The sequence below is a fragment of the Trichocoleus sp. FACHB-591 genome (genome assembly GCF_014695845.1).
GTDB lineage: Bacteria > Cyanobacteriota > Cyanobacteriia > FACHB-46 > FACHB-46 > Trichocoleus.
The window spans coordinates 1-20,292 of the sequence record NZ_JACJPA010000030.1; the positions used below are offsets into that span (position 1 = coordinate 1).

Below are 20,292 nucleotides of genomic sequence, written 5' to 3' on the forward strand. Positions count from 1 at the left end.
CGAGCCGTCGAGTCTTGTGGCTGTCGTGATCTGTAACTAGAGAAGCACTCCTTCCATCATCAGCACCCGACAACCTGCTGTCGCGACCTCGTCTATATCAGTGTCGTCTAATATCCTGTAGCGAATCTCAGCATGTTGCATTTCTCTAAACTGATCTTGACGATGATGAGCTACATGTCGGTTCCTCAAGTTACGTGCTAGACCCACATACAAGACTGGATAGTCAGGACAACCCACATAGTAAATCCCAGGCCCAGACGGCAAATCACCACGCTGCCTGTAGGGCAAAATCGGCATCTCTTTATAATCAAGATTCAACTTCATGCTGCTTTGCTGTTCAGGCACAACTCCATCAAGGTTGCCCGTGTAGTAAAGCCATTTAACGTTTCCCCAATTGCGGAAAGCAACCAAGTCAGTGAACTTCTGCTCATCGCTGCCAGTTGTCCAGAATTCGGACATCTTCTGGGGTTAGGTCTGGGGTGGCGGTGCGATCGCTTCTGCTCGTTCTGGGATGCAATGTTTACCTCAATGAGGATGAGTGGAAGCCTTAGGGGTATTGGTGGCTACTTTCGCGATCGCACGACTCCAGCGGATGTTGGCTTGATGATTCGGCTAGGTAATGTTCCTGGTCAACGGTCGTTAAGATCTTGGCAACACCATCAGTGATTGCCGTCAATCCGCTAAACCGAAGTGGTAAGGCTCCACTAATCATCACCAGTTATCGAAATGGCACATCCTCACAGTGGAACACACATCAGGCTGAAAGCAGCTATCACAAACATTACTCTGCATCCAAATTTTACTGATTGCATCAAGACCCGAACTTTCGTCAGATGCTTGGTGCTTGGGGCTGTCTAGCACTGGCTCACTAAAAAGATCGATGACGAATCTTTTCGTCTTTTCGTAGCTTCCAGCATCGATATGAACTGCCGCAACCAACGCCTCAAAGGTTTCGCCTAAAACAGACGATTGCCTAGAGATCCCTTGCTTTTTTTCTCCTATACCAAGGCGAATGAATGATGCGATACCCATCTCTTCAAACATCCGCCCCAAATTTTCCCGTTTTTCAAGTTCAATCTTCTTGTTAGTGATAGATTCGCGGCTGTCATAACCTTGTTGAATCAGCATTTCAACCAAAATTGATTTTAGAACTGCGTCACCAAGAATTCGGTAGAGTTCTTGATCCTGGCAATTTCGACCCTGCTGCCTTTGTTCCTGTGCAAATGCCTTACGAGTGAGTGCGCGAATGAGCAAATTCTTATCGTTAAAGGTGTAGTTCAAACGTCGCTCAACTACTGCAATGTCTTCAGGTTTCATCTCTAAGCTACGTACTGGATTTTGCGCGTGCTCAATAAATACACCTTTGAAGCTTGTAATTACGGTTCTTGTCAATCACGTAAAGTGGTTTGACTGTGAAGATTGACAGGTAGCCTTGAAAGCTTGCCTATATACAAGGACTAGCAGCATAACGGTTGCGGTCGGCGGTTGTCATGGCCTCAAAGCCAACAATAGAAGCTTCTTCAATTGGCTGCACCGCGATCGCCCCTCCAGTCTCTCTAGCTTTTCCCCAATTGGGGAACGCAACCAAGTCAGGGGACTGCTGCTTATCGCTGTCAGTTGTCCAGAATTCGGACATCTTCTTGACCTAGGTCTGGGGTGAAGGTGCGATCGCTACACGTCCCAAAGTGGGACAACTGGACAACAAAGATAAGTGGGAGGCTTGGGGCTTCTGGTCAGGTGCATTCCCTGTAGCGCGATTGAGGCAGATTCTAGCTGAATAATTGCGTTCACTAACAATACTGCCAAGCTAACGTAGATAATGCTCAAACTTTAACTAATAGCCTTTAATGCTGAGGAACAAGTTACTTTGGGCTTGACCAGGGAGTGAATCGAGTGCCAATCCCTCTCATCTCCAACTTAAAGTCAGCATAAGGAGCTTTTTGTAGTTCAGGAAACGAAAGTGATTTCAGGTCTTCTATAAACGGGGAACCACTTCCAAATTTCTGACTAGCAATAGTATTCATTGCCTCATACCTAACAATTTGCCCATCAGAGGAAACCCTAAGTTTGAAAATACTCGGCTCCTCATAAGACCAACCACCTTTACTGCTAACACCCACTAAATTCATCCTGGCGGTGACAGCTGCTCCTAACGCCCCTAACTCTGCTGTATCGTTCAGATCAGGAGTGTAGCCTTTGAAAGCTGCTATGACTTGGGAATCCAGAAATAAGTTTTTACACTTTTCTCTACATCTTTCGTTCCAAGCTGGATAAGCAGCTGACCAAGGTAATAGATGTAAAACTTTTCCTTGCGGCGAAAGAACAACCTTGAAATCTGCAAACTCAAGTGGTTTGCCAGCTTCCAATTCAGCTCCTAATTGTTTAAGTGGATTCTTCTCTAGAGCTTCTATTATAAAAGACTGTGTTTGTCCAATAGACAGAGACTCTGGATCATATGCAAAATAGCCAAGGATTTGGCCACTACCACTGAGAATAAATCTCCAGACAACCTTTTGTTGACTTTGAGACGTGGATTCAGTACTACTTGCTGGAGTATAGTTTCCTTCAATTAGATTAGACAGTTTTCTTGAGAGATCCAGCCATCTCCTGGGCTCTTTGATTAGGGTGACTTTATCTATATTTTTTTGAGGATCAAAGCCAAAGTCTTCAAAGTACCCATGATAATAAAGAATATCCATCAACGCAGAGATATTGCCAGAAAGCAAAGAGCGTTCGCCAGGGGATGCACCAAAAATATTAAAGCTTACTTGACCTGGCATTTCATAGCTTCTCAGGAAGGTGCTATCAGCCAGCGTTGAGACAGATGTGCCCATAGCAAGTGGATAACAGGCATAGACTAGATCCCAACTTGCTAAAACAAAGTCAATCCCATAAATCTGGCTAGGATCGAACTCGTCAGCCAGTCTATAACCTTGCTGATGATAGCACTCTTCTCTAATGTCCCCAATCGTTGATGCTGTTGTCAAATCTGATGATTTCTTGGATTTGCTTTGGCTAATAGTGTGCTCCAGATTAAGAAGTTTTACAATTGGGCTTTGCAATTTCTCTTGAACAGATTCATCAAGTTGTTGAGTAGTTTTGATACCTGCCAACTGAGCAATGACTTGATTAATCTGAATGTCCACTTTTAATCTTGGGTTATTTCCCCCCGCCCTAATTGCTTCAAGGCTAGACAAGTCATTAATAGATCGTTCAGCACGTGCAAGAAAGTCTTTTACTTCGCGAAGTACTTGCTGATCGATATCGGGTTGCCAGCCATTTTTCTGCAACTCCCTCATCAACATTACTCGTGCTTGGGCATTTAAGAATTCAGGAATACCAAAGGCGGTTCCATTTTTATATTCCTCGATTGCCTGTTCGAAATTGCCTAGCTTTTCATATAAAAAACCTACAGCGATTTGAGTCTTATAGTCATCTGGAGCAAAATTCAGCGCTCGTTTGTAGGCTTTAAACGCTTGTGACCACTCTCCTTGTTTCTCGTGCTGCTGACCTTGAGCAAAATACCAATTCCCAACTAAGTGTAAATTCTGGTTAATGCTGTATGCCGTCCCTAGCAACATTAGCGATGCTGCAAATGTTGCTTCTGCATGTAGCGAAGGAGGAACTTTAACACTACTTAAGCTTCGGGAAACAGCTTTTCGTCCTTGGTCAGTCAGTGCTCCACCTGCAACAAAGGCTAAACCTGCACCCTGGCCAATCGTGCTCAATGTACCTAAAAAGTCAAAGCCTTCTGTTGAAAATGCTTTGGCAGTCTGAGTTATGAAGGATGTAGCAAGCACCAGACAAGCCACTGTGCCTACATTCCAAAGCCAGTCGAACTTGGCTGAGAGAGGCTTTGAGCGGGGTGACTCTGTTGATGGTTCTAGATACCACCACCAAGCCGATTCTGGCGGCTGTAAACTTTGACGTAGTTGGTCAAGGTGTTCAGCATGGCCAATGCTGTCTGACTGTTGTTTAAGTTCTAAATCCAACTCAACAAGTTTTGCAAGGTGCTCATCCTCAATTTGAGAAGCTTGAGAGAGAGCATCTTGAACTCGATCGCGCGATCGCAACACTTTGATAACTTGGGAAGAGGACAGCTCTGGCTCAGTTGCCAAAATCTTGAGAGACTCTGCGTAGTGAGCTAAGAGTTGCATTAGACTTAGCTCATTTTGCTGGCTGTCAAATTGGTCCATAGCTTATTGCTGGTAAGTAAAAGAATTGGGTAAAGCTTGCGATCGCTCTACTCTACTAAGTACTCAATTCAAAATCAGAAATTTTCGACATACTAAAGTAGGTTTGGCTCTGCCAGCGCGATCGCTCCTTCAATTTTTCCCATTTCTCCCTTGGCGATCAGTGTCAGCGATCGTTAGCACTTTTTACTTAACCGGGTACCACTTGTCCGAGTTCGCAAACCTCGAGGGAAAATTCTAGGTTTGCAGACTACTCATGACACCTCTTCAAGCTGCCTTAGTCACTTTCCCATCTATTTGTATTGACTCTAAAGCTTGAATCTCCAGGATATTTTCTAGAAGCTCATAAATAGTTTGCTTAGCTGCTAGTAATAGCGTACAACCCTGCTGTGTCAATTCAATGTTTTCTAACCATTGATGGCAGATAGCACTGATACTTTCTAGGTGTTGACAGACTAGATGAGGAGCAATTTCAGCAGCAGCTTGTTGTAAAACTGTAGAAGTACTCCGTAGCTGATTAGCTAACTTTTCAGCATGAGGAGAACCCCAAGAAGATTCTGCTATGGATGCATATGTTGATGAGGTTTGCCAGTTCTCTTTTTGGCTTGTGTTTGCTTGAATAAAGCCTTGTTTATCTGCTTGTTTTAATAAAACGGAGCAGCGGGCATAGGTGGATTGAACGCAGTAGAGGCTATTAACTGGAGTGGGCTGCCCAGCAGTGCTGATGTTGATAGGGGCAACATCTGTTAAGGGAACTCGAAGACTGTACCAGCTCAAAGTATCCATACTCACTACTTTGAGCAGTTCCTCAACAGCTAAGTCAGGTATGGCGTGGACTCGTTGAGTGGGCTGATGGAATGCGTAGAGTTTTAGGGGTTGAACGATGATGAACTGAAATTGCTCTTTGGTATATCCCAGACATTGCATCGCTGCTGTGAGTTGACGGTCATAGCCAATATAAGTGGGAGGGCGCAACAGAATAATTTTGTCGTAGCCCTCTTGGAAAATTGCATGATAGCGAGCGAGATCTTCAAAAAGTTGCGTAAACTGACCATCCCGATGTTGCAAAATTCGATCGCAATCGTCGCCAAAATCAGCGGTTTTGATAAACCAATCTTCGGGTTCATCTTTAAAGGTGGCTTGTTCGATGCCGAGGGCCAAGTTGGCGGCAAACTGACGTGACATGGAAGCTTGATAAACGCTGTTATGAGTTTTGAGAGCGTCGAGAGAGATTGCAGAGTCGGAACCTGCTTGACTAGGAGTACACAGCGTGTAGTTAGTTTCTCGGAGCAAGCTTCTGAGGGTATCGGTGACTGTAAAGCGCAGGTCGGCTGATGAAGTAAGTTGCTCTGGAAAAATCGGAAGAGAGTTGAAATAAATTTGGCGTGATCGGGTCATACAGTATTCGGGGAGTGATGGGATTGGGAGCGCGATCGCACTTTGGAAAAATAGTTAAAGTGCGATTGCACTTTAGGGATTAAGGAATAATAGAAACGTGGTTAGACTTCAAAAACAGCTAATGTAGACCAAAATTTTAGAAATTCTTCACGCCCCATTGTGTATTTCGTGCCGTCCCACGGATCACGGATAAACAAGTTTCCAATAGAATCAGCTCCATCCACTATCACCATATGATCAATTCCAGGTTCTCCAATTTTGGTCCTCACCTGAGCCATCCAAGATTTGCCAGTACCTATCAATGCATTTAAATCCTTAGAAAGGTCTGAACCAGATACCATTCCGCCCCGCCACCTACCACTACCAGTAAGTTCATTCAGTGCTTTTCCGATACGTTCTGCATCAGTTGGTGCTCCAGCCAAGTCTTCGATTCTAGTTTGACTAATATTGAAAATTCCACGTTCTCTCAACAGCATTTCTGCACTGGCTGAGCCGCAAGATAAAGGGCTTACTTGCTTTACTACGGAAGGATCTACGACTTTCTCACCGATCGTACGCCAAGGCCGATTAAGCTTTGTGCTCTCATCAACAAAGCCAGCTAATCCACCTTTGAGTTCAGGAATAAGCTCATCAGCTTTTGTCGATGACTGAGAACTGATTTTTTGTAAAGCAGATGGAATTTTGTCAACAATATTTTTTCCTTTTTCTAGTAATCCCGAAACTCCGATTTGTTCAAGAACAGACTTAAAGTTTGTTCCTAATTTCTGTATACCCTCTGAAAGAGTATTTAGAAACCCTCTAGAAATATCAGATATTTGAGTAAGGATGGAGCTGCCTGCTTTTCCTAAAGCAGGCCAATCCAAATTTGAAATAGCTCTGATAATATCTCCTAAAATTGGTACTTTTCCAAGTTTTGCAATTAAACTTGCACCTTTACTCCCTTTACCGATCAGACGTACGAGACTACGTAGATAAGGACCAGCTAAAGGAATTGCAGCAACTGCTGTTGCAATAGCCGATGCAATCAATCCCAACCAATTTTCACCATCCAGAGCTTCTCCTCGCATGACCTTAGACACAGATTTAAACAACTCTGCAACTAAATCTCGAATTCCTTGAGTAAGGGAAAGCCCAATTTCAGTAACGACACCCACACCTGGGAAAAAGATATCAATAACTCTAGCTATGATTGAAGGCAATACAGTATCAAACAAAATTTGTAATAGTGTTGCCTCATCATTAAATCCACCAAAGATAGCTCCCAAAACAAAGTCTTTGGCTTCACCTAGACCATTGAGGAAGTCATTCAAAAGACGCTTGTAGAGATTACCTTGGTCACGAATAGCCTTCTCCAAACCTGTCCGAGTTGCCTCAATCTGCTGATCGACACCATGAATCTTGTTGTAGAGATGCCCTGTCTTGTCACCAAAAATGGCATCAACAATAGCCGCAACCGCCTTTTGAGTGCGGGGTTTGATATAGTTAACTGTTCCTTTAGCAAAATCAGCTACAGAGGATATACCGCTTTTTACCCCATTGGCTAGGCTGTTAGCTAAAGGTTCAACAACACCATCATAGAAATTCCATTTGAACCCTGGGATTATGGTTCTACCCCAAAAATCTTTAACTGGAGGGATATCAACTCCAACATGACGAAGTCCCTGTAAATATCCAGTAACCTTACCCTTAAACTCACCGACCCAATTGTTAATGCCTCCTACTAAAGCATCAATTTTGCCTTTTAGTTCTTGGGACAACCTTTCAATTTCACCATTGATTTCAGCGCCTGTTCTGTAGGCATTCTTCAAGGCTTCAATAAATTGCCAAATTGCATCCTTGACTAAAGTTTGAACACCATCAATCTTGCTTTTTAACCAACTTCTAGCTTCATTGATTTTGCCTTTCAGGTCATCTTTAGCCCGTCTGAGATTATCTCCAATTCCCCAAGCTTCATAAACTTGACTAGGTATTTTGCTGTCAATTTGTCCCAAAATCCAGTCAGTAGTACTGTCAACACCATTCTTTATCGGATTAGCTCTATCATCGACCCAACTGCGTGTACTATCCCGGACGGCATCAAGCTCAGAATGAATCTTTTGCCGTTGCTCAGCATTCATTTGCTCAAGCAGCTTTTGTAAATCCTGTTCATACTGGTCTTTTTCAGCTTCTAAGTTGCTGATTCGAGCATTCGCTTTTGCCCGTTCAGGTCCAGCAAAGTTATTTAGGGCAGTGTCATAAATACGCTGAATGCGGGGGTCAGCAAACAGTGGTCCACGAGTTGTACCATTACCGCTGCCTCCATTACCTCCATTACCTCCACCCACGCGCCAGCCCGGAGGTGGACCTTGTTCGGAGCGGGAGAGTAGATGCTTGAATTTGACTACAAGCTCATAATCTGTAGTTACTCCCTTCGGACTGTTAACCCGAAGCAAGTAGGTTCCTGGAATCAGATCAACCAGGATTTGTTCGTCAGTAATCCCTTCGCGCATGGAGTAAGAGATTGGGCGATTCCGCACGTCATACAATACGAGATCCGCGTCAGCCAATAGGCGCATTAACCGTGCATCAATTCTGCCTGGGCGGGACAAGGTGAAACGATAGTAGTCATCAGGAACTAGGTTTCCTACCGTCTCACCCGTTAACCTTGTCTCAAAGGGATCAATCGGTCCAAATTCTGGCAACGGCTTAGCAACATACCAATCCAAACCGCCCTTACCTTGTTGCCGTGCAATTTCTGCCTGCCGCTCTAGTTCCCGAATTCGCTCCTCTTCCTGGCGGCGTTCTTCTTCCTGGCGACGACGCTCCATTTCTTCTCGCAAGCGCCGTTCTTGTTCTTCCAACTCCCGCTGCTTTGCTTCTACCTCTAAGCGACGGCGTTCTTCCTCTTGGCGAATCCGCTCCTGATCTCGTTGAAAGGCCTCTTCTTGTTCTCGACGAATCCGCTCTTCTTCTTGCTGCCGTTGTCTTAACTCTTCCTCTCGCCGCAACCTTTCTTGCTCCATCTCCCATTCATAGTTGGGACGATGAGCGGGAACCTCAATCCAATTGTTGTTTGGATTATTGGAATCCCAATAAAGATAATCATAATTCTTGATTCCATTATGGTCTCCGATCCACTTGTAGTAAGGATAGGAACCATTGCCCATAAAACGCTGAGCTAGACGACTTAAACTATCGCCCTCCCGGACTTGGTAAGGTACCCATTCGTAGTACTGACCATTTCCGGAGAACTTCTCTGCGTGAGCCCAAATTTCAGGAGCAACCTTGTCCGGGTCAACTTCTGGCATGAGAGAATAGATGAACTCCTCATTTGGGTCACCAAAGTTCGTCTCGGTTAGTTGTTTGAATGCCTCAATCTGTTCAGGCGTAAGATCACCTGGTTTCGGTTGCTGTCCACCCAATAGCCCCCAACCAAGAGTGGCCTGATTTAGATTCACCCGGTAGCCCAAATCTACTAGAGAGGCTAAGGTGACAGCACCGATAGGCGAAAAGACTTGACCATTAGCGTCCGTCTGGAAACCTAAGTCATAAGTCATCACCTCATCTTGAAACAAAGTTTCATTCCAATGCAGTCCTGCCGATCCAGCACCCTGAGTTTCTAGAGAGATGGCATCTGTGACCCCACCTAGCTCCTTGAAAGCTGCAACAGCATTCTCACCGCTGTATTGGGCTAGTGGAGTCCCCGCATAGTCAACCAAACCCTTAGCTTCCCAAAGATTGCCAAAGCCTAGAGCATGTAGGATTTCATGCTGTGCTACGCTGAACAACTGTCCAGAACGTTCTAATTCCGCCACATCTGCCGCGTCAAATTGCACAATTGATTGCGCCGGAAGTAGTGTGTCATAGCGCATGAAATCAATCTTTGTCTGCGCCTGAGTTCCACCCGCTCCATCCAAGTTATTAACAAAAACCTTAATGTTGATGTCATCAATTATCTTGCCGTCAACGATCGCACTGGGTAATCCTTGAGCAATCAGAGGCTCGATACTTCGCACAGCAGCCTGAATCACGGCCTGTTGCGAGGTTGTTAATCCTCCAGAACTAGATGGAGAGGTATTATCTCCAACGGATACACCTTCAAACTCCACACTAATGTTGAAAGGTTCTGGTGCCTTACTCTCGAAACCTTTCAAGATATAAGTTGCCGTGGAGCCAGCATGGCTATCCACCTTGACTAACACCTCTCCTGAAATACCTTCTGGTACTGCCAAGAAATGGGTTCCATGGGCCAATACTTGAGTCCCCAGAACTTGGCCTGACGGCGTTAGGAAACTGACCGATGCATCACCAGATAGAACCGAAATTTCAGCATTCACCAACTGCTGGCTAGAAACTCGGTAAATATCAGTTGAGTCAACGTTGCTGACTTGATCAATAACATCCTGCGTGCTGGAAGCTTCAATTAAAGTCGGCGTATGTGGCAGAGCTCCGCCTGGATTGGGTTCCAACGAGCCTTGTTCAGAGCCTGAAGGTTCTGAAAAGCCATTGCCTCCTTGGTCAACAGGGGTTGCTGGAACAACAGGAGCGGGGAGGGCAGGATGAGCGGGCTCGCCTGGTAACTCTTTACCAGGGTCAGCGTGAGAGATAGCATTTAAAGTAATTTGTTGACCGAGCTCGGACTGCCGCCAATCTTTGTTGGGAGCGATCACATCATCCAGGAGTGCCGCTTTACCAGTTGCACCATTAACTCGGAAAATGAGGTCGTTGTAATCGCGGTCGCTACCTTTATCAACACGCTGGTCTTCCATGACAAAGGTGCTACCATCGCCTGTCACATCCGCAGCTTGGCCCACATGAAAAGCATCATCTGGGTTAGCAGTTGCCATTGAGAACAAGGGCAGCTTCGCACCATTAACAGCTGGATTATCAAAAACTGTTTGGATCTGACCATTTGGCACTAGCATGATGCCGAATTCATCACCTGGTCGCATGGTAAACGTCTTCATGCCCAGATACTCACCCATGTTCCAGTCATTGCTTTCACCCAAGCTGCCACTAAACTTGGCTGCTTCTAAGCGATCGCGAATGACCACATGACCTAGCTCAGAATCACTTAAAGCGCGACGGGCTGCTTCCTGAATAAACGCTTCAGATCCAGGTTCAAACTGCTCCATCCCATCCAAGCTGAAGACAGCTAGCTCACCTTTGTAGCTGCCGCCATCGAACAAGAAATCAATCCCGACTTCTCCAGTCTCGCCGACTGTGAAGACCCCAGAATCAAACCTAACTCTGGGGGTTGCTTCTTCTGCAACGGGCAGCTCAATCTCTACATCTGTGCTTGCTTCACCCTCTGGTAGCTCCTCAGCCGTTTGCTCAGCATCCGTTACAGTTGTGGGATCAATGTTTTGCTCGCTAACTTCAGCATCAATGTTGCTTTGTGCTGCCTCATCTGCATCAAGGCTCAGTTCAGTCTCAACATTAGCTTCTATGTCAAATTCTGTTGAGTCTAACGGGGAGTTTGAACTGAGATTAAAACTCTCTACACTCTCCTCTGAGGCCATAGGGGATTCGGTTGGCTCAAAGTCAACTTGATAGATAAAGGCAATGGGCTCAATCTTTTCATCACCCATATCAAAATCAGGCAAGTCCTCTATCCCTTGATCTAGCTCCCCATCCACATCCATGTTTGGAGCAGAACTAGTCTCACCTGAGAGCGGTTCCTGAAAGCCATCTGCATCTGTTGCTAGCTCTGCATCTGAAGGAGCAGTGCTTCCTGCATTAAGATTGATATCTACAATTCCACTTTCAATGCTGTAAGCGACATCTACGTCTAAGGCAGCAAGGTCAGGTGTCTCATCTCCGCCATCAACCAAACCACTGGGCGTCAAGATGGGTTCAAGGATAAAAGTTTGAGTCTGCGCTCTTTGAACATTGTTCGGAGCAGCAAAACCTTGAGCAGCACGCCGCTTAGCAGAGCGATTAAACAGCCTCATAGATAGCACCTGAATTTATGGATGAAGAGTTAAATGGGGATCGCACAACCAAACTGCACTGGTTAATTCGAAGCTGTGCAGAATGAAGTTTCGATAACACTACGGTATAACCTAGCTAAAACACTAAGGGAATACACGTAAAAACTTAAAATACTTTTGTTACTTAAAAAACAAGGTTTGTTCGTGAACTTTGAATAAAGCTGTAAGATTTCTATTGGCCGTAAGTCCACTTACTGTCTAAACTCACGCCAATATCCCTACGGGTGCATCTGCTAGGAGTTCCATTGCTGAGTCATGATTGCAACAATTGGATTTGCCCTGACATCACTCCTTACTGGCGGTTGGGGCAGATTGCTAGTTCAAACCAAGTTGTCCTGTTAGCGTTACATACTAAGAGACAACTGCGCTTCTCCATGACTGAGGGTTATGCGTTGCGTTTCTTCACAGGGCAGTTTACGGTGAGCCAGGTGCAAACGCTTTGTGAACGACAGTTTGGTAATAATGCTGTCTCATGTCTAGTTACAGAGTTGTTGCAAACGCTCATGACTCTAGAAGTCTTGGCCTTGCCATCAGAAAGCACTACTTCCACAAAGAGTGGCCCTCAGCTTAAATCCTGTGTGCAATGGGTTGAACATCCTGAGGGCTACTGGATTTTACGGAACCCTGAAGATGTTACCTATCTTCAAGTGAGCGATCGCGATAAAGCTGTGATTGATCAGTTAGGTCAGCTTTCCCCTACCGAGATCGTTCAAACATACACCGTTAGTCCTTCTCAATTACAGCATCTATTACAACTGCTAGCAGCCACGGGTATGTTGGTTGGCTCTATCCCAGCAACGCCGCCCAAACGTAAATTCACACCCATGCAGTTGTTGTTCTTTAAGGTTTCCTTATTTAATCCTGACCCTTGGTTGAATCAGCACATCGACTTACTGCGTTGGGTTTGGTCTCTCCCCTTTTGCTTAGGATTGAGCTTCTTTTTAGCCTGCTCAGCAATCATCGGTTTGGATCAATGGGATGGCATTCTTCAGATAGGACAACAGATTTGGGCAACTCAAGGCGCAACCGTACTGCTCCCCTTTGGGCTATTGGCAATGCTGGTTGTGACGATCCATGAACTAGGCCATGCTTTTACGCTCAAGCATTACGGTGGCATTGTTCCCGAAATTGGGCTGATGTTTATGTTTTTCATGCCCGCAGCCTACACCAACACCACGGATGCTTATGCTTTAGTCAGCCGATCACAGCGAGTTTTGGTAGTGGCGGCTGGAGTACTGTGTCAAATTATCATTGCGGCGATCGCACTTTGTCTTTGGAACTGGTCTGTCGATGGCACCTGGTTGAACACAGCCAGCTACTTGCTGATGGTGGCAGCCCTCTTTACGGTTGCTGTTAATCTGAATCCCTTAGCCAGATTTGATGGCTATTACTTAGCCGTTGCCTTGACCGGAATCAACAACCTCAGATCTCGGTCTTTTGGATTCTATGCCAATCTCTTTCGGCGACGCCCTTTGCAGGAGAAGCCTCGTGACTGTTGGATTCTTGCTACTTATGCTCCTTTCAGTTTTGCCTATGTTCTGCTCGTCTTTGGTGTGATTTTCTATCAAGTACTGGACTGGACTCTGACCAATATTCCTACTATTGCGCTCACGCTCTTAACTTTGTGGGCAATTTATTTCTATTGGCCTAGCTTGACACCGAAATCAGCTTCTACTTCCCGCTGAGCCCCTAGCACTTTAATTAAAATATCTACCAAAGCTTATGACCGCCGACTCCCCGCATCCTCAGTTACATCTACAAGTCGTTCCACCAACTAACCGACCCAACTCTAATCCTGCCCCCCCAGCCCAGGCTAGTAGGCCTGACAAAGAACCCCCAGTTGCCCCTGAGAGCGGGACTTCTCCCTATCAACGCTGGCTAATCATGAGTGGTCTCGGGCTCGGCTTAGGAGCGATTAGCTTCATCGCAATTCCCAATCACGTGCAAGGCAGTGTGGAGGTAGAATCGACTGCGGGAGCCCGTGACTTTGTCTATATGCAAATCTCTGGGACCATCCAGGAATTGTTGGTCCAAGCCGATGCTATGGTTGAACCCAATCAACCTGTAGCTCGTTTGAACAGTGATGAATTAGAGCAGGAGATTGCTGAAGCCAAAATTGCTCAAGAACAGGCTCGGTCTACACTAGAGGCGAAAGAGCAGCAGCTACCAATGGCTCAGGCGAGACTCAATGAGGCATTGGTCACTGAAACAGCGAGTCGTCAACAGACTGAGCGGCTGCAACGTGAATTCGCTCAGACGGCAGGAGGCACTCCTCCTCCTCAGATTCGTGAACTGGAGAATGAGATTACTGGTATTAAGAGTGAGATTGTCGGGTTAAAGGATAACTTGAAGATAGTAGAGTCAACTATTAGCGATTACCAGGCAGCAGTACCTGACGGAGCGATTGCTCGTAATGTGTTGAGAGATGCTGAGCGACAGCAAGCTACCCTGCAAAGTACAGTCGCCAACAAGGAAAGTCAAGTTAGAGCAAAAGTGGAACAAATTGCTACCATCCAAAAGAACTTGCAGGAAGAGTTAGAGCAACTCCAGGCAGAGGTTAGCCGGAAGGTAGCAGCCCGCCAGTCTGCCCAACAGGAAGTAGCAGCAGTAGCAGCAGACATTCAAACTCAACGTCGTCTAGAAGAGACGCTAGGTGAAGAATTTAAGCGGCAACAGGATAAGCAGCAACACTTAATGCTACGAGCAAAGCAAGGAGGAACTGTGATTACAGAGTCCCTTGATCGACTGCGAGCCAAGAAGCTGCAAGCCGGAGACCCAGTCCTAGAAGTCGTTAACTTGAAGCAATTGACTGCCAATGTCAAAATTCGTCAGGAAGATTCAGATCTAGTGCACAAAGGTGCCCTTGTGAAGTTTCGGCCTCGGGAAGCTGGGATTCGAGACTACACCGCAACGGTGCAGGCGATCGCCCCCGTGGTGCAACTAGATGAGTCACGGCAGAAGCGAATGTTAACGGTGCGCATCTTAATTGACAACGATGACAATCGCTTGCGACCCGGTGTTACTGGTGATGCTCGAATTGAGACAAAGTCAATTCCTATCTACCAGAAGCTCCAGCGAGAGTTCCTCAAACTGGTTCCAATTGGCAAGTTTTTCTAAACTTGTTGTCTTAAATTTTGGTAGCGCAGTGCTTCTCGATCAATGAACTACTCCGCCGCAAGTGTATAGTGACTTTTTATTTGACGTGGAAACACATTAGTGTCGTTGAAGAAGCCAAGCTAAATCTGGCTTGAGTCAAAAAAGCAAGCTAGACTTAGCTTGGCAATGCTGATGGACAGATGCTAATTCACTGAGAAAATTCTCCCTGTAATCCAGCAACAGAGGAGATTTTGCTCTACGACATGAATTTGTTTCAATGCCATTTAATTTGTCACTGTACAAGTGGAATTGAGCTCAGGTAAACTTGCCCTTATAGAAGGCACTGTTCAATTCGACTTTTTCCACCAGTCCTTTGCCTTTTCAGTTTTTTCAATTGCTGTAGTTTGGTCGTAAACCTTGTTAGCTACCTCAACTGAATGTCCCATCAGTTCAGCCAATGCCTCTTGCTGTTCTGCATTACCGTATTTTCTTTGGTAAGTGATTGCAATATTCCTAAAGATGTGCGGAGAGGGCCGCTTACCTGTGAATTTGTACATAATAGTGGCAACCATTGCACTTACCACAGGTCCTGACAAGGGTTTGCCTATAGAGTCTGGTTTACCATTGCCGCCGACCGAGAAGAAGACAAAATTGTGTTCAACATTGGCCTTAGGTCGCCACTCATTGAGCCACTCATCTAAGTCTAAGGTTAAGTGCTGAGGCAACCAATATTCTCGCCCCTTGCCAGTTTTAGATCCTGTCTTATGGTCTTCAGGACCAAGTTTGACTCTGTAACCTTCTGTCTCTCTAAATAGGGTTCTGCCAAGCTCTAACTCTCTGATCTCTCTTTGTCGCACAGGACAATATGTCAGGATGGCAATAATGAGATAACGTTGCCACCATCGGAGAATTGCTGTTTGCGATCGCATCTCTCCCTTCTGAAGTTTTCCTGTGTACTTGGACTTCTTACTCCGTCTGGGAGCACAGCATTGACGGAGATACTGAACCACAGATTCACACTCCTCGAAAGTAACCAGCTTTTCTTCAAGGTTGAGTCGGGAAGGCTCAGATTTACGTTTCTTTTGAATATCTGCTCGGTAATCTTTGAGCTCTTCTATCTCCTGGACATCTCTATAATCTCGCTTTTTGGAGCGTTTATGATACACCCACTTACCAATATTGACAGCACACTCAGCAGCTCTTGAAGCCCAGCTATAGCTATTCTCTCGTTCACTGATGCCCCAAGCTACAAACTCCTCTAGTAGCTCTTTATTGCTCATCCACTCCAAGCTGATGTCGCTCAAGCTCCAGCCTCTGATATTTTTTAGCCATCCTAAGAAACAAAGACTAAAGTCTTGATAGATTTCAAAGGTTGATTCTCTCATGGCTTTATCTTGCCGCTTGGCTACTTCTGGGGCCGTGCAGAAATAATGAAATCCATAATGTGGCAGAGCTTTCAAAGATTCAGCTGACAGTTGACTTATAAACTCAGGACTAAAGTGTTCCTGCTTTAATTCATAAGGACGAGCTGCAAGCTGTTTTTTTAACTCAGGGGTCACCTCAGTCGCTTTTAGCCCGTAGGGATTGTGGTTATAGCACCTTCTACCCTTGCGCATTGCCTTGAGAGAATAAGTAGTTTTAATCTGAGGTGTAAATTTTTCACTGTCGGGTTTGGTGGCGTCGAAATACCAACTTTGTTCTTGTATCCATTTAGTAAAGCGAAGTAGGTGTGAGCGGTAATCTTTAACAGTTCCTTTCGTGATGCCTCCAAGCGACAAAGCTATCTTTGTTTGCTCATGAAATGCATTTTCAACATCGTTGACCTCCTTCAGAGGCACCCTTGATAGGCAACCTTCAAAGTCTTCACTCACTGCCTCTACTCTAAAGGCATAACTGATGCTGTATCCCGGAAGAACATAAAGCTTGAGAGCCGTTTTCAACCCAGCAAAATGTTTTGGCTTATCCGTAGCGATGTGAAGCTGGTAGAGGTGAAAAGCATCTAAAAGGGTGGTTGGAATCATAAGGTATCAGTTGAAGCGATGCTCTAGTATAGTACAAAAATACTAAACTGGCATAGAGACAATTAAAGCAAAAGGTTTTTTTAAGATGATTGACTTTAAAAGCTATACGTTTTGCCCTGCAAAGTTTTTAGAGGTTGAGATTTTTGATGGCGTAGGAAAAAGTTTTCCTACCTTCCTACGCCTAATTTGGGTTTGCTATGACCCTGTTTAGCTAGTTCGGCCTGCTACAAAAAAGGGCGATCTACCGGATCGCCTTGTGCCTAGGATCAGCAAGGTGCTTAACTGCTTGCTTTTAGAGTTTCGGTCAGCTTATCGAGCCGCTCATTGGCTTCTTGACGGCGATCGCTAGCCTCTTTACTCAGTTGCAGAATGCCAACCCCAGACACCAATCCACCAGCAGTTGTTACCGTGCCTTCAGAAGTGTGATTTGCCATCAGAAGTCCAACTCCTACAAGCATGATGAAAGCGCTGACAGTAGACACAACCAAGGCTAATCGGAAACTGTCATGTGCAAGTTGGGAGCATTCACGGGTTTGTTGTAAAGCTTCAGACAAAACTTGGTTCTTGAGGTTAGTAGCGGGTTCGGCAGAGGAGTTAGAGAGAATTGGTTGAGAAACTTGAATCGGCTGAGCCATATTGCGGTCACTCGCTGTTTTCTAGTTACTCTCTTAACAGCGATCGCTGCCAATTTTATGCCAACTGCTGATGGGGACGAATACAAAAAATCCCGCTGGATGCGGGATACGAGCGTTGCAAAGATGGATGACTGCCTATCTTAAACCTTGAGTTATAAAAGCTGCCCAGTAGATGGAATGGGCAAAAGGCAACTGGGTTCGGCATAGCTTCTTCAGTCGAGTCTGGGTGTCTTCGATCTGGGTAGCAGATCTGGCCCACAGGTCATGATCTCGTTTCCGGTTTTGGTAATCATCTGATTGGGGGTTGTACTGGCCCATCTGTGCCTCAGCTTGTTGGCGTTTTGCCTCCGCTGCTTCATATTTCTGGTCGAGCAAGGTAAGTAGGGGTTGTTTGTAACGCTGGGCCAGATCCGCTCCAGTCATTTGTCTGAGATCCTGCTGAGCACGTTGCACAGCTTCTGGACAGTTCAGCGAACGCCGATGTTGATGGTAGTGGATAGAAAATAAGGCAGTTGCTAAGTCATCCACGGCCCAAAGGGTACTGACGACACTGCGCGCTCCAGCACAGAGAAAACCAGTTGCGAGGCTAAGGGGTTCATCAAAAGTCGCAGATGTGAATCCAATACCTGTCTCACAGCAAGAGAGGAAAACATCAGATAGATGGGGTAGTCGCCAAGCGGGTGTCAGCAGTTGCCCTAGAGTGATCGCTCCATCGGCTAGAACCAGCATTGATTCCAAGGGGTTATCCAGCCGAGATTGAGCATGGTGGCTAGAGAGGATAACTTGCGATTGTTGTGCTAACTGGCGATAGTTTTCTACCTTGGCTTGGTCGCGTCCCCGTAAGCGTTGGGCTGCCGGAATATTGTAGAGCTTGGCGATCGCCTCCCCCTCAAAGCTAGAGCAAGGTAGATCTTCTGTCGCATCTTCTACCGTGCTGTGCTGGATGGAATCGAAGGCTATGGGTGGTCGCTGTTGGCAGAACTCTAGCACCTGGCAACTGGGGACAACGCGCAGTTGAAACCGATCGCCCAGAAAACCTTCTGGCGTAGGCAAAGCTGCAAAGGGAATTTGGTGTAGAAACAGGTGGGGCACCACGATTAGTTCGGTTGCACCTTGCAGATGAGTCTCGATCAGGGAGTTAAGTTGCAATCGTTGAGCCAGTCCTTGTAGCACCTCTGGCATCTGCTCAGCCCAATTCTTACGTCTCTCGTTGCATTCCTCGGGGTCATCAGCTTGATTGATTTCTAAATAGGGCCGCAACCATTGGTCAATTAGCCACTGCTGAAGCGTCTCTACATTCTGGCCAGAGCAGGTATGGCACGTTAATTCATCTTGACGCAGAACAAAAATATGAGTGTCGGTGGAAGTGGTGTAGAAGCTTAGCAGAGTGGTGGTCGGAGAATCTACTAAACGCTCCATCGCTGCTAGGTTAGGGGCGCTTACCTGAAGCAAACCTGCTGAGACTGGATCTAATCGGCTGAGCTGCTGACGGATGGCATGTTTCTGAGTTTCTAGCTCTTGAATCTGTTGAGTAGCAGCATCAAGCGCTGCTCGACCCCGAGTGCCAGGAGCGGCGCTAGCTAGAGTACGGTTCTCATCGTTATGACTCCTGCCAAAGCGCAGTTTATTAATCTCCTCTTGCACAGCTTCGTATTGTTGTAAATAGGGCGCAATTTCAGGAGGAATATTGCCGCTGTGATATAAGTCGTTGGTGGCAATTAGCTCCACAAGTCGTTTAGAGCGAGAGCGTTCAGCCACTTCTACAGCTTTTGCGAATTGCCTTGTATTCACGCAAGCCTGCACCATTTTCTCGTAAACCTCAATGGCTTGCTCCTGAATTTCCTGACGACGATCTTCATCAGCGGCCCAACTGCGGAGACGCTCTACGGCCTCAATTGCAGTACTGTAGCCCGTGATGGCATCTTGCCAACGGCTAGCTGTAAAAGCTGTATTGCCTAAGTTTCGGCCAGTCTGGAGACAATCTATTGGCAGCGTTTCAGGCATTCTAACCTGTAAAGCGAGTTGGAAAGCAGTGATGGCTTGCTCGATGTTGTCAGCGCGATCGCCTCGGATGCGGTCAGAGTAGGCAGTTGCCAAATTGTTCTGGGTCGTTGCCCACTGTTCCGGGAACGCCTCACGAGTTCTGACTTGCAAAGCAAGTTGGAAAGCAGTGATGGCTTGCTCGATGTTGTCAGCGCGATCGCCTCGGATGCGGTCAGAGTAGGCAGTTGCCAAATTGTTCTGGGTCATTGCCCAATCATCTGGAAACGCCTCACGAGTTCTGACTTGCAAAGCGAGTTGGTAAGCAGTGATGGCTTGCTCGATGTTGTCAGCGCGATCGCCTCGGATGCGGGAATAGTAGGCAGCTGCCAGATTGTTCTGAATGACTGCCCATAACTTAGGTGCTTGTCCGCGCTCAAAAACGTTCAAAATAATTTTATAGGCAGTAATAGCAAGTTCTAGATTTAGCCACCTGGAACCTAATGGGAACTGCTGAATGATATTGCCAAACTCGCCGATGATCATCGCGACAAATTGTCGTCGTTCCACCTCTCCTTGTGAAAATACTTCCAACGCCATTAGTAGCGCTTGAAGCATTTCTTCATTGAGCTGGGTCTGATGCGCTGCTAGAAAAGAATAAACTTGCTTTGCATCCCCTTGACTTTGAGCAGTTAACTGCAAAACCTCTGCCAAAAAACGCAAAGAATTTTCTAAGCTTCCTCCTGATGGTTGCTCTATATCGTTCCTACTTCCCTCCAGTGCCTCAGCTAGCTGAAGACCCAAATGAATCAGCCATTCTGCCGCTTCCGCATTTCCCTGTTTCTGCAACTGTTGGGTTACTTGCGGTATTACCAGTAGCAGTCCTGCATCCACCAATTCTGCATGAGCTTGCAAAACCGCCCCTTCTTGACCACCGGGGCAACGCAGCAACTCCTGAATCAGCAAAACATATTGCTCTAACCGTTGTTCATCCATA

12 protein-coding genes are annotated in these 20,292 nt (G+C 46.1%); 3 read left to right on the plus strand and 9 right to left on the minus strand.

Annotation, left to right across the window (positions count from 1 at the left end; genetic code table 11):
- Positions 1-36: 36 nt before the first annotated feature.
- Positions 37-459, minus strand: coding sequence for a GIY-YIG nuclease family protein (locus H6F90_RS04680; RefSeq protein ID WP_190550668.1), 423 nt, complete (start codon positions 457-459; stop codon positions 37-39).
- A gap of 75 nt (positions 460-534) precedes the next feature.
- Between H6F90_RS04680 and H6F90_RS31050 the strand changes: the two genes are divergently transcribed.
- On the plus strand, positions 535-666 hold the full coding sequence (locus H6F90_RS31050) for a hypothetical protein (protein WP_255524963.1): 132 nt from the start codon (positions 535-537) through the stop codon (positions 664-666).
- A 45-nt stretch (positions 667-711) separates the two neighbouring features.
- Here the strand turns inward: H6F90_RS31050 and H6F90_RS04685 are convergent, their stop codons facing one another.
- The 5 genes from H6F90_RS04685 to H6F90_RS29975 form a co-directional block, all read right to left on the minus strand.
- Complete coding sequence (locus H6F90_RS04685) at positions 712-1,317, minus strand: ribonuclease III domain-containing protein (protein ID WP_190550670.1); 606 nt, start codon at positions 1,315-1,317, stop codon at positions 712-714.
- A gap of 127 nt (positions 1,318-1,444) precedes the next feature.
- Entirely contained in the window at positions 1,445-1,636 is a 192-nt protein-coding gene (locus tag H6F90_RS04690; RefSeq protein WP_190550672.1) for a hypothetical protein, read from the minus strand.
- A 226-nt stretch (positions 1,637-1,862) separates the two neighbouring features.
- Entirely contained in the window at positions 1,863-4,196 is a 2,334-nt protein-coding gene (locus H6F90_RS04695) for a tetratricopeptide repeat protein (RefSeq protein WP_190550674.1), read from the minus strand.
- Positions 4,197-4,460: 264 nt separating this feature from the next.
- Positions 4,461-5,591: a DALR anticodon-binding domain-containing protein gene (locus tag H6F90_RS04700; protein ID WP_199295725.1), complete on the minus strand. Its 1,131-nt coding sequence runs from the start codon at positions 5,589-5,591 to the stop codon at positions 4,461-4,463.
- A gap of 101 nt (positions 5,592-5,692) precedes the next feature.
- Positions 5,693-11,524, minus strand: coding sequence for a DUF4114 domain-containing protein (locus H6F90_RS29975; RefSeq protein ID WP_199295726.1), 5,832 nt, complete (start codon positions 11,522-11,524; stop codon positions 5,693-5,695).
- A gap of 284 nt (positions 11,525-11,808) precedes the next feature.
- On the opposite strand from H6F90_RS29975, the gene H6F90_RS04710 reads away from it, so the two are divergent.
- Both H6F90_RS04710 and H6F90_RS04715 read left to right on the plus strand, forming a co-directional pair.
- Positions 11,809-13,248: a hypothetical protein gene (locus H6F90_RS04710; protein ID WP_199295727.1), complete on the plus strand. Its 1,440-nt coding sequence runs from the start codon at positions 11,809-11,811 to the stop codon at positions 13,246-13,248.
- A gap of 37 nt (positions 13,249-13,285) precedes the next feature.
- Positions 13,286-14,680 (plus strand): HlyD family secretion protein, encoded by a 1,395-nt coding sequence (locus tag H6F90_RS04715; RefSeq protein WP_190550676.1) that lies wholly within the window; start codon positions 13,286-13,288, stop codon positions 14,678-14,680.
- A 326-nt stretch (positions 14,681-15,006) separates the two neighbouring features.
- Here the strand turns inward: H6F90_RS04715 and H6F90_RS04720 are convergent, their stop codons facing one another.
- From H6F90_RS04720 to H6F90_RS04730, 3 genes are all read right to left on the minus strand, one after another.
- Entirely contained in the window at positions 15,007-16,680 is a 1,674-nt protein-coding gene (locus H6F90_RS04720; RefSeq protein WP_190550678.1) for a site-specific integrase, read from the minus strand.
- A gap of 278 nt (positions 16,681-16,958) precedes the next feature.
- Positions 16,959-17,315: a hypothetical protein gene (locus tag H6F90_RS04725; protein WP_199295728.1), complete on the minus strand. Its 357-nt coding sequence runs from the start codon at positions 17,313-17,315 to the stop codon at positions 16,959-16,961.
- Positions 17,316-17,450: 135 nt separating this feature from the next.
- Positions 17,451-20,291 carry a CHAT domain-containing protein gene (locus H6F90_RS04730; RefSeq protein ID WP_190550680.1) on the minus strand — a complete coding sequence of 947 codons (2,841 nt, stop codon included), beginning with the start codon at positions 20,289-20,291 and terminating at the stop codon, positions 17,451-17,453.
- Position 20,292 lies beyond the last annotated feature (1 nt).

Bases quoted from the DNA above. Each gene is read 5' to 3' on its own strand.
- H6F90_RS04685 (WP_190550670.1), bottom strand. From the start codon at position 1,317: ATGAAACCTGAAGACATTGCAGTAGTTGAGCGACGTTTGAACTACACC.
- H6F90_RS04700 (WP_199295725.1), bottom strand. From the start codon at position 5,591: ATGACCCGATCACGCCAAATTTATTTCAACTCTCTTCCGATTTTTCCA.
- H6F90_RS31050 (WP_255524963.1), top strand. From the start codon at position 535: ATGAGTGGAAGCCTTAGGGGTATTGGTGGCTACTTTCGCGATCGCACG.
- H6F90_RS04680 (WP_190550668.1), bottom strand. From the start codon at position 459: ATGTCCGAATTCTGGACAACTGGCAGCGATGAGCAGAAGTTCACTGAC.
- H6F90_RS04725 (WP_199295728.1), bottom strand. From the start codon at position 17,315: ATGGCTCAGCCGATTCAAGTTTCTCAACCAATTCTCTCTAACTCCTCT.
- H6F90_RS04720 (WP_190550678.1), bottom strand. From the start codon at position 16,680: ATGATTCCAACCACCCTTTTAGATGCTTTTCACCTCTACCAGCTTCAC.
- H6F90_RS04730 (WP_190550680.1), bottom strand. From the start codon at position 20,291: ATGGATGAACAACGGTTAGAGCAATATGTTTTGCTGATTCAGGAGTTG.
- H6F90_RS29975 (WP_199295726.1), bottom strand. From the start codon at position 11,524: ATGAGGCTGTTTAATCGCTCTGCTAAGCGGCGTGCTGCTCAAGGTTTT.
- H6F90_RS04690 (WP_190550672.1), bottom strand. From the start codon at position 1,636: ATGTCCGAATTCTGGACAACTGACAGCGATAAGCAGCAGTCCCCTGAC.
- H6F90_RS04695 (WP_190550674.1), bottom strand. From the start codon at position 4,196: ATGGACCAATTTGACAGCCAGCAAAATGAGCTAAGTCTAATGCAACTC.
- H6F90_RS04715 (WP_190550676.1), top strand. From the start codon at position 13,286: ATGACCGCCGACTCCCCGCATCCTCAGTTACATCTACAAGTCGTTCCA.